Source organism: Sorangium sp. So ce117 (assembly GCF_051524395.1).
Taxonomy (GTDB): domain Bacteria; phylum Myxococcota_A; class Polyangia; order Polyangiales; family Polyangiaceae; genus Sorangium; species Sorangium cellulosum_B.
This window is the reverse complement of sequence record NZ_CP150309.1, coordinates 11959918-11977286: the sequence shown is the minus strand read 5'-3', so window position 1 is coordinate 11977286 and position 17369 is coordinate 11959918. Positions and strand designations below refer to the sequence as shown.

Genomic DNA, 17369 nt, shown 5'->3' with positions numbered 1-17369 from the left:
CGGCTCGCCTCGCATCTCCTCGCTCATCCACACGTCGAGCCGCGTACCCACCGTCAAGTCTCGTTGACCCACCTCAGCGCGCGCGCCCGAGCCTCGCTCCTCGACCCCTCCTCAGAACACCCACGACTCCAGGTCATACCCCCTCCTCCACTCTCGCCCCTTTCCTTCCCACCGGCGAGCCTCCTCTCTCCGCCGGCAGAGAACTGGGCCCCGGCGATCGACCTCTGGTACCGGCATCCGAGCCGATGGCCAACCTCGTGCTCGCCGTGCTCACCGCCCGCCGTATCGCGCGCAACGCGGCGCCGCTCGCCTGCGCGCTGGCCCTCGGGGCGCTCGTGGTCCTCGACGCGGCCGCGCCGCTCCCGCCGCTCGCGGCCGCGACCGCGCTGCTCGTGCTGCTCGTGGCGCTCGTCCAGCGGGCGCGGCGGCGCGCCGCCGCCATCGAGGCGAGCGCCCTGCTCGACCTCGAGGTCGGCGCCCTGCTCCTCGTCGGCACGTTCGCCGCCGTCCTCCGCCTCGACGGCTCGCTCGACGGCGACGCCCACGCCGCCCTCTACGTGGTCATCGCCCTCGTGAGCGCGTTCGCCCGCCCGGGGGCGTCGCTCCTCGTCGCGATCGCCGCCGCCGCCCTCGAGATCGCCGTCCGCTCGGCCGCGGCCCAGCGCGGCGCGCCGAGCCTCGTCGACGTCACGCGCGCGGCCGCGCCGCACATCGGCTTCATGGCCGTCTTCTCGCTGCTGAACGCCACCATCCTCCGCGCGGAGCTCGGCCGCGTCAGGAAGGCCTCCCACACCCGCCTCCAGGCCGAGATCGAGCGGCTCCGCGACGACGCGCGCAGCTACCGCCTGCTCTCGGCCCCGGCCCAGGCGCGCGGCGCGGGCGCGTGCCAGAAGGGCGACGACGAGCGGCTCGCCCGCTCCGGCGTCGAGGAGATCCACCAGTCGGTGCTCTTCGCCCTGCGCCTCCTGCGCGAGTCGCTCGACCTCTACACCGCCGTGCTCCTCTGGCAGAACGACGCCGGCACCCACCTGCGCATCAGCGAGCTCGCGAGCGACGCCCCGAACCTCTCCGAGGGCCCGTTCCTCTCCGGCGACGGCGTCTTCGGCGCGGCGATCACCCAGCGCGCGCCGGTCGTCCTCGGGGGCCTCAAGCCCGGCTACAAGCTCCCCTACTACGTCGGCCCCTCCCCGGTGCGCGCCGTGTGCGCGCTGCCTGTGTTCGAGCACGGCCAGCTCCGCGGCGTGCTCGTCGTCGATCGCGTCGAGGACCGGCCGTTCTCGCCGCGCGAGCTCGAGCTCATCGACGAGGCGTGCCGCTACGCCGTGCGGGCCATCCAGAACGAGCGCGTCTTCGTCCAGCTCGAGCGCGCGAAGATCGAGCAGGGCAAGCTCTACCGCGCCGCCGAGGGGCTCGGCGCCGCCACGACCGAGCCCGGCGTCATCGACGCCGGCGTCACGAGCGCCCGCGAGATCACGTCCGTCGATTTCGCGGCCGTCACGCTGTACGACGAGGCGCAGAAGGTCCACGAGATCCGCGCCGTCAGCGGCGACGGCGTCGCCGAGCTCACCGGGCAGCGCTTCCGCCACAACGCGGGGCTCGTCTCGATGGTGCTCCAGAACCGGCACCCGCTGCCGTACCGCGGCGAGTACGACGAGAAGCGGCAGGTCGTCTTCACCCGCCGCGTCACGCCACCGTCGATGCCGTCGATCATCGTGCTCCCGCTCGTCGTGCACGACCGGCCGCTCGGCACGCTGGTCCTCGGCTCGCGCCGGCGCGCGGCCTTCACGGACTCGGTGCGCAGCACGCTCGAGGTCCTCGCCAGCCACATGGCCGTGTCGCTCTCGAACGCGCGCATGGTGCGGCGCCTCGAGGAGCTCGCGACGATGGACGGGCTCACCGGGCTGCTCAACAAGCGCGCGATGCTCGAGGTGGCGGACCAGAAGATCACCGCGGCGCGGCGGTTCTCGCGGCGGCTCTCGGTGCTCGTCACGGACATCGACCACTTCAAGAAGGTGAACGACACGTACGGCCACGACGTGGGCGACGTGATCATCAAGGGGCTCGGCGACGTCCTCCGGCGCGCGAAGCGGACGACCGACGCGGTCGCGCGCTTCGGCGGGGAGGAGTTCGTCGTGATCTGCGAGGAGACGGACGCGCGCGGCGCGATGCTGCTCGCGGAGCGCGTGCGCGAGGAGCTCGGCCGGACGACGTTCCACGCGGCCGGGAGCAACGGGCCTGTGCAGTGCCAGGTGACCTGCTCGATCGGGATCGCCACCTACCCCGAGGCGGGCAGCACGTGGGAAGAGCTCTTCAAGGCCGCGGACGAGTCGCTCTACGTGTCGAAGCGGTCGGGCCGGAACCGCTCCACGGCGTGGTCACCGGCGGTGCGCTCGAACAGCGCGCATCCGCCCGCGGCGGAGGCAGCCGCTCCGGCGAAACACGCGGCGGAGGCGGCCGCCACGGCGAAGCAGGCGGCGGAGGCGGCCGCCACGGCGCGGCAGGCGGCAGAGGCGGCCGCCGCGGCGAGGCACGCGGGGCCCGCGACGGCGCGGTCCCCGGCGACGGCCGCGGCGGCCAGGGCTGCGGCGGCGAGGCCCGCGGCAGGGGCGCCCGCGCCGCAGCGCAGGCCGGCCGTGACGGGCGGCGCAGGCGGCGCCCCGACGGCCCATGGACAGGACGGCGCGCCCTCCGCCGGGAAGCGCGCCACGGCCGCCGCGCAGGCGCCGGGGAAGGCGCCCGGCGAGGCCGAGCCTCGGAGCAAGCCGAGGCGCCCGCCGGACGTCGATCCCACGAGCAAGCCGAAGACGGCCGCCTGAGGTCTGCGCGCCGCTTGCGGCGCCGCCGCGGCGGGAACATAAGCCTCCTCGGCGAAACCGGAGCCAAGGAGGCGCGATGAGCTCGGACCCCGATCGAGACGACCCCAGGGAGGATCTCAAGCAGGGGCTGAGCCTGCTCTGGCGCGCGGCGCGCAAGACGGCCGTGGACCTGCGCAAGGACCTCGACAGCACGAACGTCGGCAAGGCGATCGACGACGCCGGGCGCGAGCTCGTCCGGGCCGCGACGAACGTGGTCGGCCGGATCGGCGCCGAGCTGAGCAAGGGCCCGGCGCAGGCGCCCCCGCGGGACGAGCGCTCCGAGGGCCGCGGGGAGGCCGAGGGGCCCGAGACGCGGCCCGCCGGGCCCACGCCGGAAGACCCGGGGTTCCGCATCGCGGTCGACCCGGAGGACAAGGACACGAAGCCTCGCTAGAGCGACAGGCGGATTTCAACCGCGCGTGGCGTCGCAGCACCTCGCGCCTTGCACACCCATCTAGCCATCAGCGATGGCGCCTCCGGCGCAAGGATGGATGCTACGGTCATCCTCGATGAGCGACTCCATTTCGTTCACGGCCCTCGATTGGGTCGCCGTCGTCATCGCTGGCCTGCTGGCGCTCGCCCTGCTCACGTTCCCGTTCACGATCGCGCCGTCGTTCGCCGGGATGTTCGCCGAGTTCGGCGGCGCGCTCCCCGCGGTGACGCGCGTGGCGCTGAGCCCGTGGGCCGCTCCGGCGTCGGGCCTTCTGGTGGCCTCGCTCGTCGCGGCCCCGCTGGCGCTGCCCGCTGCCAGCACGCTCGCTCTCCGCCGCGCCATGGTGGTGCTCGCCTTTTTCCTTGGGGTGATCGCGCTCGCCGCGGCGATGTACGCCATGTACGCGCCGATCTTCGAGCTCGCCGGCAAGATCAAGCCGGAATAGGCTGACGGAGGGGCCGAGCCGCGCCAGGTGATCCTCCAGCGCGAGGACGCTCAGCGCCCCCGCGGCACGCGCCTGGCCATCCGAGTCACTGAATACGAAGGCTCGCCTGACTCGCGAGCTCTCCGTTTGCCACCGTCACCTGATAGTCGCCGGGCGGATACTCCTGGGTGATCAGGATCCTGCGGATGTTGCAGGCGTCGATGGGCGCGAGCTCGTCGATGCCGTTTCCGGTGATGCGCACGGTCGTCCAGCCTTCGACGAAGTTGTCGCCGATGACGTAGAGGGGATACCAGACGAAGCTGTCGAACTGGTCCGACGCAAAGCGCCGGATGGTCGGCGGGAGGCCCGGATCGGGCGTGGGCTCCGGCTCGGCGCAGGGGCCCCACGGCGGACAGTCGCCGAGGACCCGGTACGGATCGCGCCCGAGGATCTCCTGAACTCGCCATTCGGTCAGGAGCCGGTTGTACATGCTGCCATAGGGGTTCAGGTTGGGCGGCGGCGGCTCCAGGGGCACAGCGTCGAAGCACCCCTCCCCCAGGGCGTGGTCGCGGCACAACGCGACGTCGATGTCGTCGACGACGCTGAATTGAGAGAGCCACTCCGCGATCGGGAGGGGCCGCGACGGATCGATGGCGGCGTCCAGGATCATGAGCTGCCCACCGACCCGGACCACGGGCGCGACGTGGCCGGACCAGGTCACGCTTCCGGACGGCTCGTTGGCTGTCTGGAAGACCAGCCGCTTGCGCGGCTTTGCCTTGACCCTGGCGAAGTAGGGCGTCGGATAGTCCCATTGCTGGAAGAAGTAGATCGCCGCCTCGGCCCGCTCCTCGCAGCCATTGTCGGCCGCGAGCCAGGGGAGCCGCCGCAGAAACTCGGGTTGCTCCGGCATGGCGAGCAGCCGGCTGTCGCGGATCGCGGCGAACCCGGAGCTCAGCTGCTCCTCGGTCCACGTGGGAACGCAATCGGCTGCCAGGCTCCCGGGCGGGCCCTTGATCTCATCGAACGATCGCGGACCGTCGGGCAGCTGGCAGGCCGCGCTCGCGCTGCCTCCGGGGGATCCTTCGTCACCCGGCGAGCCCGCCCCGGACGACGTGGAGTCGACGGCGTCCTCCAGCAGCGCTCCCGTGTCGGACCGCTCGATGTCAGGAGCCTGATCGGAATGAGCGCCCTCGTCGCCTCCACAGGCCGAGGCGGCCAGGGCCGCCGACGCGACACACAACACTCTTGCAAGAGTAACATAGGACTGTCGCATGAATCTGATCTCCCTGCGTAAGATAGGATGCACCCCGAGAGGAGCCGTCACGCTCGGAGCATGTCGGGGACCGCGGGGCGCGGCGCACCATAGCACCGCTCGCGGTCCCCGCACGGCGGACACCGGCGATTCTCGAGGGCGGCGCGAGACGCAGGGCAGGCGCAGTCCCGCAATCACCTGTTCGTTCACCCCGGGCTGGGCCCATGCCGTCCGAGGGATTGCAATCCGTGGTCACGCCCTCCGCGAATCTCCGCGGATGCTACGGTTCGCCCCCACGGAACCTTCCCGCCAGAAAACCGATCGATGTGGAGGGCGGTTAGGAGCGGTTGCCTCGCCGCGCGCGAGCTCGCCTCTCGCTGCGCGGCACGTCCGATGTTCGCGCGGTGAGGCGAGGGGGGAGCAGGACCTCTCGCGCGACCTTGGCGCCCGCCAGCATGTCAAGGAGCAGCCGGACCGCTTCGCGTCCTATCCCGCCGACGTCCTGATCGACGGTCGCGACGGGATAACGCAGGAGATCGGCCATCAGGATGTCGTCGAATCCGACGACGTCGATCTCGTCGGGCACGGAGAGACCGGCGGCGCGGATGGCCCGCAGGGTCCCGACAGTGCTCCAGAAATTTGCCGCGTAGACGGCCAGAGGTCCACGCAGCCGCTGGAGAAGCTCGACCATGCGCGTCTCGGCCGCTTCCGGGGTGGCCTCCTTCAGCTCCTCGATGGCCGCCGCCTTGGCGCCGCTCCGCGTCAGCTCCGCCTGGAACCCGTCGAGACGATGTCGGTAGGTGGCGATGTCGAGCGGACCGCCGATGTAGACGAGCGACCGATCCTTGTGCCTGAGAAGGTGGCGGAGCGCCAGCACCGAGCCGGCGGCGTGATCGGTGCGCACGCACGCCACGTCGAGGTCCGGGACCGCCCGGTCGATCTGCACGAAGGGAAGTCCCTGCTTGTGCGCCGCGATGAGATCGCAATCCCCTCCGGAAACCGGGGACACGATGAGCCCATCCACCCGGGACTCGTGCACGAGCTGCAACGCGCGACGCTGGCGCCCCACGTTGCCGGCCAGGTGGCTCACCACGAGGGCGTAGCCGTGGAGCTCGGCCTCGCGCTCGGCGCCGACGGCTATCCCGGCCCAGAACGGGTTCGCCAGGTCCTCGACGGCGAGCGAGATGGCGTACGATTTTTGCTCCCGGAACGCCTGGGCCATGGCGTTGGTCCGGTACCCTAGCTTCTGGGCCAGCGCCCAGACCCGCTCCACCGTGGCGGCGCTGATGCGGAACTTCGCATGCTTGCCCGTCAGGACGTGAGACACCGTGGTCTGGGACAACCCCAGCTGTTCGGCGATGTCCTTCATACGGACCGGACGCAGGCCGGGCACGTGCGGCGGGTCGTGGTCGGGGGGATCGTTCAAGCGCGCGCTCCGTTCAGCTAATTCGGATTAGCTGTTGACGGTAGCACGCACAGGCATAGTATTGAAGCGGAATACGCGGTCGGTGGCTGCGGTCCCTCGCGCGCGAGGGGGCCATGGCAGCGATCTTCTACAGATCCGCCAGATCGCGCCGATGCGACGACGACCTTGACGTTCCGGCGGGCTGGAGCGGCAAGGCCAACCTTGCTCAAGCCCGCCTGCTCCAGGAGACAGCAATGGCACAGAGTGAACCGGTGATCTTGGGCTTCATGGGCAACCGGGGCTTCTTTCCGACGGCGTTCGCGGAGGAGGGAGCGAAAGCCACCCAGTCGGCCGTGGGCCATGTGCTCGGCCAGCGCGTGCGCTATGTCGATCTCGGCAACGTCGAGACCTACGCCGACGCGCGCGCGGCCGCGGGCGTCGCCCAGCAGTACCGGCGCTCTCCCGACGGCGGCGGGGCCATCGGCGTCATCTGCTCGATGTACAATTTCTCCGACGAGAACGGGATTCGAGACTTTCTGCGGCTGGCCGATCTCGATGTGCCGGTGCTGCTGCACACCGAGCCTGACGTGCGCGGCCTGGGACGCATGGGACAAAAGGGCCGGCGGGACGGGGCGTGCGGGCGCTTTTCGGCAGCCAACGCGCTCCGCCACATCGGCTACCCGTACACCCTCACGTCCAGGCATTGTGAAGCCGTGAGCTCGGCGGCCTTCGCGGACGATCTCCACGCCTTCTACGCGAGCTGCGTCCTAGCATCGAAGTTCCGCCGCCGGGGCCGCGGCGTGCGCCTCGGGCTGGTGGGCTCGGGGCCCGACGCGTTCCAGACGGTCACCAACGTCTCCACCGAGCTCCTGGGGCACATGGGCCTGAGCACGGTCGGCCTGGAGCTCATCGCGCTCGATCGCCAGATGCGCAAGGTCTCGCCGCGCGAGCTATCCACCCAGCTGGAAGCCGTCTCCGGCTACATGGCGGCGGGTGACGTTCCGCGCGCCTCGCTGGAGGCGATCGCTCGGATGGGCGTCGTCTTCGATCGCTTCGTGAAAGAGAATGACCTCGACGGCATCGCGGTGCGCTGCTGGACGGAGATGCAGAAGTACCAGATCGGCGGAGAGGTGGGCGTGATGCCCTGCACCTGCATGAGCATGCTCTCGGACAAGCTCATCCCCGCCGCCTGCGAGACCGACATCGCGGGCTGGATGGGGATGTACATGCTGCAGTGTGCTTCCGGGCTCGTGCCGCTGCTGGGCGACTGGAACAACATGTACGATGACGAGCGCGAGGAGGTGGATCTCTTCCACTGCGGCGTCTGGGCCAAGAGCGTGATGCGCCCCGGCGCCCGCATCACCCGCCAGGAGATCCTGGCCACCCAGGCCGACATCGGCGCGGAGAACACCTGGGGCGCGGTCGACGGCGAGCTCAAGGCGGGCACCTGCGCCTTTCTGAGACCTTGCACCAACGCGCGCGAAGGCAGCGTGTTCCTCTACGGCGGGGTCGGCCGGGTGAGCGAAGAAGGCATCGACACGTTCGGCACGCGCGGCCGCATCCAGATCCCGCGCATCCAGGAGCTCTTTCGCTATTTGACGCAGCCCGAGCGGGCGGTGGAGCACCACACCGCCCTCGTGGTCGGGACGCAGAAGAACATCGAGCTGACGATGAAGGCGATCCGAGACGCGGTGCCCTACATCAACGCCCAGGCGGGCCTCGGCCGCGGCGGACAAGCGCTGGTCGATTTCTACGAGCACAGCCAGGTGGGCGAGCTCCAGGCGCGCGCCTCGGGGTAGAAAACCAAACGCCGGGTGGGTGTCAGCAGAATTCAGATCCGCCAGGTGGAGCCAGGCCACGGCGCCGTTCTCCGCGCTGGGCGACAAGTTTTTCCGCTCAGAGCTTTCCCACGCCGGCCGACGCGGGCACGACCGTTTTGACGTCGTTCGTGTCGCTCGTCAGCGCAGAGGAGTACGAGTACGGGATGTCCGCCGTGCAACTGGCGGGATAGGCGCGCGACGTGCGGCTCACCTCGACGTTCGAGATGCGCTCCGCCTTCCCGGGCGAATCGGACGGCGTGTAGCGTGTAGATCGAGTAGTGGAGGGCTTCGTAGTAGTTCCGCTCGACGCGCACGCAGGTATTGGCGCGGATCTCCGTCGCGTCCTTCGCGCCGACGATGTAGTTGTTGAAGAAGTGCCCCACGGCGCCGCGGTACATCGGAACGCGGAGCAACACGTTCTTGTAGTGGTTGTGGTGCATCGTCACCTTGCGATCGTCGTGGAGATCGTCGTCCGCGGCGCCCACCAGGCCGCCCTTGTGGTGATCGTGCAGGTACGTCCACGAGATGGTGATGAAGCCCGCCTGGCCCTTGATGTCGATCAGACCATCGTACTTGTCCTTGTTGGTCTGGTCGCTCGGGTCCTCGGAGTAGACCTCGCAGTGGTCGATCCAGATGTTCTTGCTGGTCCCCGAGATCGAGACGACGTCACCCCCGTTCACGCTCGCGGGCGTGGTCGTCCCCACCAGGGTCGCGCGCAGGTTCTGCAGGATGACGTTGTTCTGGCTCGAGACGTCGATGCCCACGCCGTCGAGGAAGGCATCCTTGCCGACGCCGACGATCGACTTGTTCGACTTGACGCGGATCTGACCGCCGCCCGATCCGTTCGTGATGCGGCCCTGGACGAGGATGACGTAGGGTTGGCTGGCCTCGGCGTAGCTCTTCAGCGCGGCGTAGCTCTCGACCGTGACCGTCTCGCCGGCCTGGCCGCCGGTGGTTCCGCCGTTCAGCGTGGCGAAGCCGATCGGCTCCCCCACGACACCGCCGGCGCTGCCCGGAGAGCCACCGGCGCCGGAGCCGCCGGTCGCTCCGCCGCTGCCGGTGGCTCCGCCGCTGCCGTCAGCACCACCGGTCGCTTCGCCGCCGCCGCTCGACGTGCCACCCGTGGAGGGCTCGCCACCGCCGGGCGCTCCCCCGGTCGATTCACCGCCGCTCCCGGCGCCGCCTGCAGCGGAGCCGCCCGTCGTGGCGCCCCCCGAGCTGCTCGCGCCGCCGGAGCTGGTCGCGCCGCCAGCGGCCCACTCGCCGCCTGTCGCGGCGCTGCCGCCTGAACCCACGCCGTGGCCATTGTCGCCGCCCTCGCCGTCGGAGCAAGCGACCAGAATGCCCAGACCGAGGAAGATCGGGACGGTTCGAGGGATCCGAGGTGCGCGGTGGGCAGGGCGGGAAGGAAAAGTCATGGTGGACCTTCGGTTGCCCGAGCGACCGGAGACCCGTCATCAAAAATTCATCCCCCGTCGGCGACGCCCGGCCAGGTGTCGCCTACACAGGGCCCGGCTAGCATGGCTCGGATGGCAGAGGACGAGCCTTTGAATGCTGGAGTAGAAGCTGGGCCGCTGAGTCACGACGAGCTGCGGAAGCAGCTGCCCGCAGCCGGTCGCGATGAGCGAGGCTTCCCTCCGGACAGCACGCGCACACTGCGAGTACCCGCACGACAGATGCTGCGTGCTCCGAAGCGACGGTCGGCACGCTACATGAAAGCTTTACGTGGGCTCGGGCGCGGTCTGCCTATGACATGCCATTCCCGGGCGGCGTTCCGGTGGGCGGGAGCGCAATGAGGGGCTCGCCGTCGGGGAGGCGGAGGGGGTTCGGCAGGTAGGGATCGAGCTCGCCGGGCTCGAAGCGGCAGAGGCCGATCACGTGCCAGAAGGAGCCAGCGATGTCGCCTCCGAACCTGTAACGGCCGTCGGGGGTGAAGGCGGCCCAGCCCTCGGGGCAGGGCAGGAGGATGGCGAGACACCGGCCGGTGGCAACTTGCCAGAGGCGGAGGGTGCCGTCGGTGGAGGCAGAAGCGAGGAGCGTGCCGTCAGGGCTGAAGGTGACGCTCTGTACGGAGGCCTTGTGACCGTTGAGGGCGAGAAGGGCTCGACCGCTTCGGACTTCCCATAACCTTGCGCTCGCGTCATCGGATGCCGAGGCCAGCAAGCGGTTATCGGGACTGAATGCTACGCTCCTCACCATATCGCTGTGTTCTCCGAAGACGCGGAGGACTTGGCCGCTCTCCACACTCCATAATCTCACGCTCTGATCGTACGAACCTGAGGCCAGCGTCCGGCCATCGGGGCTGAACGCAACGCTGTTCACCCTGCCGCCGTGGCCCTTGAAGGTGCGCAGGGCTCGCCCGCTTTCGACCTCCCACAACCTCACGCTCTGATCGTACGAACCCGAGGCCAGCGTCCGGCCATCGGCGCTGAACGCCACACTGTTCACCCAGCCGTCGTGGCCCCCGAAGGTGCGCAGGGCTCGCCCGCTTTCGACCTCCCACAACCTCACGCTCTTATCGTGCGAACCCGAGGCGAGCCTTCGGCTATCGGGGCTGAACATAACGCTGCTCACCCAGCCGTCGTGGCCCTCGAAGATGCGGAGGGCTCGACCGCTTTCGACCTCCCACAACCTCACGCTGTGCTCGGTCGAGCCCGAGGCGAGCCTTCGGCCATCGGGGCTGAACACAACGCTCTTCACCTCCTTGCCGTGGCCCTCGAAGACGCGGATGACTTGCCCGCTTTCGACCTCCCACAACCTCACGCTGTGCTCGGTCGAGCCCGAAGCCAGCCTCCGGCCATCGAAGCTGAACGCCACACTATTCATCACCCAGCCATCGTGGCCCGTGAAGGTGCGGAGGGCTCGCCCGCTTTCGACCTCCCACAACCTCACGCTTTTATCGATCGAACCCGAGGTCAGCCTTCGGCCATCGGGGCTGAACACAACGCTCGTCACCTCCTCGCCATGGCCCTCGAAGGTGCGGAGGGCTCGCCCGCTTTCGACCTCCCACAACCTCACGCTCTTGTCATTCGAACCCGAGGCCAGCGTTCGGCCATCGGGGCTGAACACAACGCTGCTCACCCAGCCGTCGTGGCCCTCGAAGGTGCGGATGGCTCGCCCGCTTTCGACCTCCCACAGCCTCACGCTCTTGTCGATCGACCCCGAGGCCAGCGTTCGGTCATCGGGGCTGAACACAACGCTGCTCACCCAGCCGTCGTGGCCCTCGAAGGTGCGGATGGCTCGCCCGCTTTCGACCTCCCACAACCTCACGCACTTGTCGATCGAACCCGAGGCCAGCCTTCGGCCATCGGGGTTGAACACAACGCTTGTCACCTCCTCGCCATGGCCCTCGAAGGTGCGGATGGCTCGCCCGCTTTCAACCTCCCACAACCTCACGCTCGTATCGCGCGAACCCGAGACCAGCGTTCGGCCATCGGGGCTGAATGCGACGCTCATCACCCGAGAGCGATGACCTTCGAAGGCGCGGAGGAATCGCCCGCTTTCGACCTCCCACAACCTCACGGTCGTGTCGCGCGATCCCGAGGCCAGCGTTCGACCATCAGGGCTGAACGCCACACTGTTCACCGAGTCGCGGTGTCCAGCCATCGCCCGGATGGCTTGCCCAGAGACCGCATCCCAGAGCCGGACCGAGCCGTCGCCATGGCCAGCCGCGAGCAGATCTCCCGAGGGATTCCAAGATACCGCACCGCACTTGGACTCCGGCGTCCACATCGGTTCGGCCCCGGAAGGCCGAGGTGGTGCCGCCCCCTCCGCCGCAAGCGAGGCGACGGCCACGCCGCGGGCGCCGACCAGCTTGGCGCCGCGCAGCGCCGCGCCCGCGAGCTTCGCGCCGGTCAAGTCCGCGCCCACGAGGCGAGCGAACGACAGGTCCGCGCCCCGGAGATCGGCGCCCGTCAGCGTGGCGCCGCGCAGATCCGCCCGTCCAAGCCGCGCGGAGACCAGCGTGGCGCCGGCCATCCTGGCCTCGACCAGCGTGGCGTTGGTGAGATTGGCTCTCGTCAGGTTGGCCCTTCGAAGATCCGCATGGTTGAGGTTCTGCCCAGTCAGGTCCTGCCCGGCCAGATCGAAACCTTCCACAACCTCGATCTCGTCCTCCCGGATGACCGTGACCTCCTCGCCCCGCTCCAGCCGGCGCACGATCCGCAGCCCGTTGTCCTTCGCATGCCCCTCGGCCGTCCCGTAAAGCGCCCACGCGGCCCACGCCGCCGCCTCGTCGCGCCCGGCGAGCGATACGAAGAAGTCCACCATCAGCTCGCTCATCTCGTCGGCCGCGAGCGCCGCGCTGTCGCCAGCCTCCCTCACCTCCCGCGCCGCCGCCTCGGCCACGAGCCACTCCAGGACCGAGCGGTGGACGAACGAGAACGCCCCCTCCGCGTCCCGCACGAGCAGCGATCCCGAGCCGATGAGGAACTCGACCATCGCCCGCTCCAGCGGCGGCCCGTCCTTCGGCTGCACGCCCTTCACGAGGCTCTCCGGCAGCTCGGCTATCCCGACCGCACGCGCCCGCCGGTCCCAGAGCAGCCGCGCGAGCTCGGTCATCGCCCCCCGGAGCGCCCCGCGAGAGATCCCGCGCGGCGCCCCCGGCGGGTTTGCGCGCCGGTGCTCGTGGTCGAGCCACTGATCCACGAGCAGCTCGTACAGCTTGGCCGCGGTGATCTCCCCCGTCCCCTCCTTGGCCTCGAGGAGCTTTCTCTCCTCGATCTTCGCGATGAACCCCAGCATCCGTGGGTTCTCGGACAGCCCGAGCAGATCCCTGACCTCGTGGAGCAACCGGTACCGGGCCTCGGCCTCCGCGGGCTCGGGGATCAGGTTGCCCAGGAACCGCCGGATCTGCGGCTCCCCGAACCCCTGAAGCTGCACGAGCCGGTAGCCCTGCACCTGCTCCGCTCGCCGGGCGAGCTCCTGCTTGATCTGCCGGTCATCGAGGAAGTGCTGCGTCCGGCTGGTCACCACCACCTTCGCGATCCCCTCGGCTGCCTGCACCACCGTCTCGAAGTGCTCGAGCACCCGGTCGTATGTCAGCCGCAGGGCGAGCTCGTCGAAGCCGTCGAAGAGCAGCGCGATCCGCCCCTCGGCCAGCATGTAGCTGAAGGCGCGCGGGTCGATCGGCTCGTCAGCGAGCGCGAAGTGCTGCGCCACGAGCACGCTCAGCGAGCGCTGCTTCTCGAGCCGGTTCATCTCGATGAGCACCGGCACGAGCGGGTGCTTCTCTCTCGCCATCCGCCGCGCGAGCTCATGCAAGAGGAACGTCTTGCCCGCGCCGAAGTCGCCGAGCACAAGCACGAAGCGCCGGCGGGGCGCGTCGAGCAGCTCCCATAGCGATGCGAGCGCGCTCTCGGTCGCGCTCTTTTCTCGGTCGCCGAGGCTCACCACCGCCGGCTGCTCCACGTAGAGCCACGGCGGGTAGATGGGGTCCGCCTCGATCCGGTCCGTCTGCCGTTCGAGGTACCGGCCGAAATCGATGAGCCCCTGGTATTCGGAGAAGCTCTTCAGCACGACGCCGCGACGCCACGCGCGCTGAACGAGGTCCGGCGGCGCCTGCGGGCCCGTGTGGATCAGCGTCGATCGCAGCAAGGAATCCTGCTGCCGGAACCGGAGCTCCACGTCGGTCACATAGCGCGCGACGAGCTCCTCCGAGATGGCCTGGTCCAGCGCGCCGATCACCCGCAGGTCGACGAGCGCTCCGTCCCGCGCCGCCACCTCGAGCACGCCCGCGAACGGCGGCGGCGTCCGGTGCCTCGTGACGGTCGCGCCGGGTGTGCGCAGGAGCGCCACGCGCTCGATGCGCTGGAGGAAGCCGTCGTGCCGCTCCTCGAACGCGCGCTCGCCGCGCTCACCGTCTCCCGAGGTGCAATCCACCTCTCCGGCCGGCCCGTGCCGCCCCGGCAGCTCGCGCTCAGGCTGCGGCGCCGGCTCGAGGTGCTTCTGCAAGAACGCGAGCAGCACCGCCGCAGAAGCGCGGCACGCGAACGCGCGGAAGCTGTCGTCCTTGGCGAGGTCGGCGTGATCGCTCACCGCCTTCACGAAGATCGACCGCTTCTGGCAGCGGCCCGCGAGGTCGCCGATCGCCGCGCCCTCCATCTCCAGGCCCAGCGTGCCCCGCACCACGCGCTGGAGGTCGCCCCAGACGCCCGGGTCCTGCACCACCGCCGTGAGCGTGGCGACGGCCCCGACATGCACGCAGAGCGGCGGATCGGCCGGCGGACCGTCCGGGTGGAGCAACCGCTCCTCCAGCGCCTTCTCCCGCCCTGCCTCGGTGAGGCGCAGCGCGCCGCCCTTCATCGCGGCGAACCCGTCCTTCACGGCCTCCCTGAGCCGCGCCGTCCACCCCGGACAGGCGCGCCTCCGGTCGGGGTGCGAGACCGGCGAGGGCCCGCCCTCCGCCTCGTGCACGTGGAGGGCGTCGAGGAGCCACCGCTGCTGGGCGTCCCGGGAGGGCGGGCGCTCGCGGGAGAGCGCCGCGAGGTCGAGCTCGCGCGCGAGGAAGGCGGCGTCCATCTTCCACGTGGCCGCGAGATCGAAGGTGCGCAGGTCGTGGAGGAGCTCCGCCTCCTTGCCCGGCGGCGCGACGCGCTTGCCCTCGTCGAAGCTGTAGAGCCGGTCGGCCACGATCACGTCGCCGAGCGCCACCTTGCGGGGGTCGCCCGCGCAGATGCCGCACATCGCGAGGCACGCAGGATCGAGCTCGGTCAGGAGCTGCTGCCCCCGGATCGCCGCCGTGCGCTGGCCCGCCTCGCCGATCCACGCCGCCGCCACCGAGAGCGACCCGCCATGGGCGCTCGAAAAGACGCGCCGGTAGTAGCGGAAGCCGCCGAGGTCCCGCAGCTCGCGCCACCCCGCGGCGCCGCCATCGCCCTGCGCGAGCACCCCCTCGAGCTCGTCCTGGAGCGCCACGACCACGAGCACGTCGATCGGCCCGACGTCGACCTCCGCGCCTGCGTGCGCGCCTCCCCGGCCCTCGTCCCGCCCCTCCGCCGTGTCGTGCTGCGCCTTCGCCACGCAAGGTATGGTGCAGCCGGAGCGAGAGGCACCGCAATAGACAGGGCGCGCGGACGAGATAAAGCGCAGGCTCTCCTCGGCGCAGGCCCCGGCTCGGCTCGAAGCCGGAGCTCGTCGGGCTCGACGAGGTCGCGCAACCGCGACGATCTATCTACGCGTTACCATCCTCGGAGTCCGGAGCTCTTCGAAGCCTCGACTCCGTGAGCGCACCGATGTTCTCCGGGCTTGGCACCAAGGGGACCCATTGCTCATGCGAGAACATCACGATCTCAGCGACCCGCTTGGCGAGCAGGCGATCGCGGTCGGCCGCCCTTTCGAAGCCTGCGAATCCGAACGAATGCGCCGCCTGCAGATCCTCGATACGCCGCTGACACGTGCGGTACAGCGCCCAAAGCTGCTGAGGCTTTCTCAGCTGGAGCCATGTCGTCATCCCTGCTGCCAGCAGCGAGAGCAGCGACGGCACCAGTTTGCTCAGCCAGAATCCCTCGCCGAGCATGACGAAGATCGGCGCTACCAACGTGCTTGCAACGACAGCGGTGAAGCAGATCAACGCCTCGGCCTTGTTGTGATTCGCCTTTCTTTCGAAGTGTAGACGCCATTTCCCTGCATAGCGTACCGCGTCAATCTCGTCGGACATGGTGATTCGAACTTTGCTGCCTCTGGTAGAGAGCGCTTCCAGCTCGCCGCTACGTATTGCACCCGAGGGGTGCGGTCGAGGCTACGTGCTCCTCCGACGGTGGATCAAGTCGGCCGGGGTGTCCTCGGACCGAGAGCGTGCGATGACGGCTCTTGGCTTCATTCACCTGCTCCTGAACGCCTCGCGCCGGTCATCGCGGCGTCCACCGGCCTCGTGCCGGCCGCTGCGGCCTCCGCTGGCTTCGCGCCGATCGCCGCGGCGGTGAGCCCGTCGGCCTGCACCACACACGCCTGGATCGGCCGGCCGAGCGACGCGCGCCCCGCCACGGCCCCGCGCTGCGCGTCGAGGAACGCGATCCCGCCGCGCGCGTCGCACAGCGCGAAGCCGCCCGCGTAGGCGGCGCCGCCGAGGAAGTCGGCCTCGCCGGCGTGCGCCCAGGCGATCGCGCCGGAGCGCGCGTCGAGGCCGACCGCGGCCCGGTAGTACGTCGCCACGTAGCGCTCCCCCTCGATGCCCGGCGGGCCGGCCGGCCTGGGGCGGGCGTAGAGCCGCGCCCTGTCCTCGGCCGAGGCGGCCGGCGCGAGCACCTCGGTCCCGGCGGTCATCCAGACCGGCGCCCCGGGCAGCTCGCGCGCCGGCAGCCGCGCGGTCGACGCGCGCCCGGCCGCGCCGAGCCCGATCGAGGCGTCGAACCGCGTCGCCGCGTCGCCGCCGAAGAAGACCACCCCGCCGAGCAGGAAGGCGCGGCTCACCTCGGTGCGGAGCAGCGCCCGCGCCACCTCGCCGCCGGTCTGCAGGTCGAACACCGTGACGTAGCGCCCCTGCCAGGGCAGGAACGCGTAGCGCCCCACGACCGCGGGCACGCCGATGGCGGCGGAGTCCTCGATCTGGCGCAGCACGAGGCCCTCGCGGCTCACCGCGAGCACGACGCTCGTGGTGCCGGTGGTCGACACGAGCGAGACCACGGTGGTCTCGCCGTCGTCGCCCGCGCCGCGGAGCCTGCCGCCGGCGCGCCGCGTCCAGAGCAGCTCCCCGGTGCGCGCGTCGAGGGCGAACAGCTCGCCCCGGCCGAGCCCGACGACGACGCTCCCCGCGACGGCCGGGCGCGCGTCGAGCGGGTGCGCGAAGGTCCACGCCGGGCCGCCGTCGAGCGGCACCCCGACGAGCTCGGACGCCCCCGCGCCGGCGACGACGCCGACCGCCACGTCGGCGCCGAGGGGGATGCGCTTGCCCGCGAACCGCTGCTGGAAGGCCGCGATGCCCGCGCCGCCGTCGTCCTTCCAGCGCGGATCGAACGCCTCGCCCTGCGTCTGGCCGCCGCCGCAGGCCACGGACAGGGCCGCGAGCGCAGCGCATACAGCGACGAGCAGAGCGCGGGCACGGGCGGCGGCGCAGCGCGGGCGCGGGCGCGGGGCTCGTCCGCGGGCCGTGGCCGGAACAGCCCAGGTCGAATCGATGATCTCAGACACCTGCGTCCACGTTCCGGCGACCCCCCGCATGCGGTGTGTTCCTGCGCCGGTCGT

General features: G+C 70.5%; 10 protein-coding genes. 4 read left to right on the top strand and 6 right to left on the bottom strand.

Annotation, left to right across the window (positions count from 1 at the left end; genetic code table 11):
- Positions 1-245: 245 nt before the first annotated feature.
- The 3 genes from WMF46_RS44880 to WMF46_RS44870 all read left to right on the top strand — a co-directional run bounded on the left by WMF46_RS44880 (position 246) and on the right by WMF46_RS44870 (position 3733).
- Entirely contained in the window at positions 246-2816 is a 2571-nt protein-coding gene (locus tag WMF46_RS44880) for a sensor domain-containing diguanylate cyclase (RefSeq protein WP_437982840.1), read from the top strand.
- Positions 2817-2892: 76 nt separating this feature from the next.
- Positions 2893-3249, top strand: coding sequence for a hypothetical protein (locus tag WMF46_RS44875; protein WP_437975348.1), 357 nt, complete (start codon positions 2893-2895; stop codon positions 3247-3249).
- A gap of 115 nt (positions 3250-3364) precedes the next feature.
- Positions 3365-3733 carry a hypothetical protein gene (locus WMF46_RS44870; protein ID WP_437982839.1) on the top strand — a complete coding sequence of 123 codons (369 nt, stop codon included), beginning with the start codon at positions 3365-3367 and terminating at the stop codon, positions 3731-3733.
- An 85-nt stretch (positions 3734-3818) separates the two neighbouring features.
- Here WMF46_RS44870 and WMF46_RS44865 read toward each other — a convergent pair whose 3' ends face one another.
- On the bottom strand, positions 3819-4955 hold the full coding sequence (locus WMF46_RS44865; RefSeq protein ID WP_437982838.1) for a protein-glutamine glutaminase family protein: 1137 nt from the start codon (positions 4953-4955) through the stop codon (positions 3819-3821).
- A 346-nt stretch (positions 4956-5301) separates the two neighbouring features.
- Positions 5302-6390 carry a LacI family DNA-binding transcriptional regulator gene (locus WMF46_RS44860; RefSeq protein WP_437982837.1) on the bottom strand — a complete coding sequence of 363 codons (1089 nt, stop codon included), beginning with the start codon at positions 6388-6390 and terminating at the stop codon, positions 5302-5304.
- Positions 6391-6623: 233 nt separating this feature from the next.
- Here WMF46_RS44860 and WMF46_RS44855 point away from each other — a divergent pair, with 233 nt between their 5' ends.
- Positions 6624-8168: an L-fucose/L-arabinose isomerase family protein gene (locus WMF46_RS44855; protein ID WP_437905504.1), complete on the top strand. Its 1545-nt coding sequence runs from the start codon at positions 6624-6626 to the stop codon at positions 8166-8168.
- 32 nt (positions 8169-8200) lie between these two features.
- Here the strand turns inward: WMF46_RS44855 and WMF46_RS44850 are convergent, their stop codons facing one another.
- The 4 genes from WMF46_RS44850 to WMF46_RS44835 all read right to left on the bottom strand — a co-directional run bounded on the left by WMF46_RS44850 (position 8201) and on the right by WMF46_RS44835 (position 17315).
- Positions 8201-9607 (bottom strand): pectate lyase family protein, encoded by a 1407-nt coding sequence (locus WMF46_RS44850; protein ID WP_437982836.1) that lies wholly within the window; start codon positions 9605-9607, stop codon positions 8201-8203.
- A gap of 328 nt (positions 9608-9935) precedes the next feature.
- Entirely contained in the window at positions 9936-15209 is a 5274-nt protein-coding gene (locus tag WMF46_RS44845; protein WP_437982835.1) for a pentapeptide repeat-containing protein, read from the bottom strand.
- A gap of 151 nt (positions 15210-15360) precedes the next feature.
- Complete coding sequence (locus WMF46_RS44840) at positions 15361-15846, bottom strand: SLATT domain-containing protein (RefSeq protein WP_437982834.1); 486 nt, start codon at positions 15844-15846, stop codon at positions 15361-15363.
- Between the two features lie 158 nt (positions 15847-16004).
- Positions 16005-17315: an outer membrane protein assembly factor BamB family protein gene (locus tag WMF46_RS44835; RefSeq protein ID WP_437982833.1), complete on the bottom strand. Its 1311-nt coding sequence runs from the start codon at positions 17313-17315 to the stop codon at positions 16005-16007.
- Positions 17316-17369: the final 54 nt, after the last annotated feature.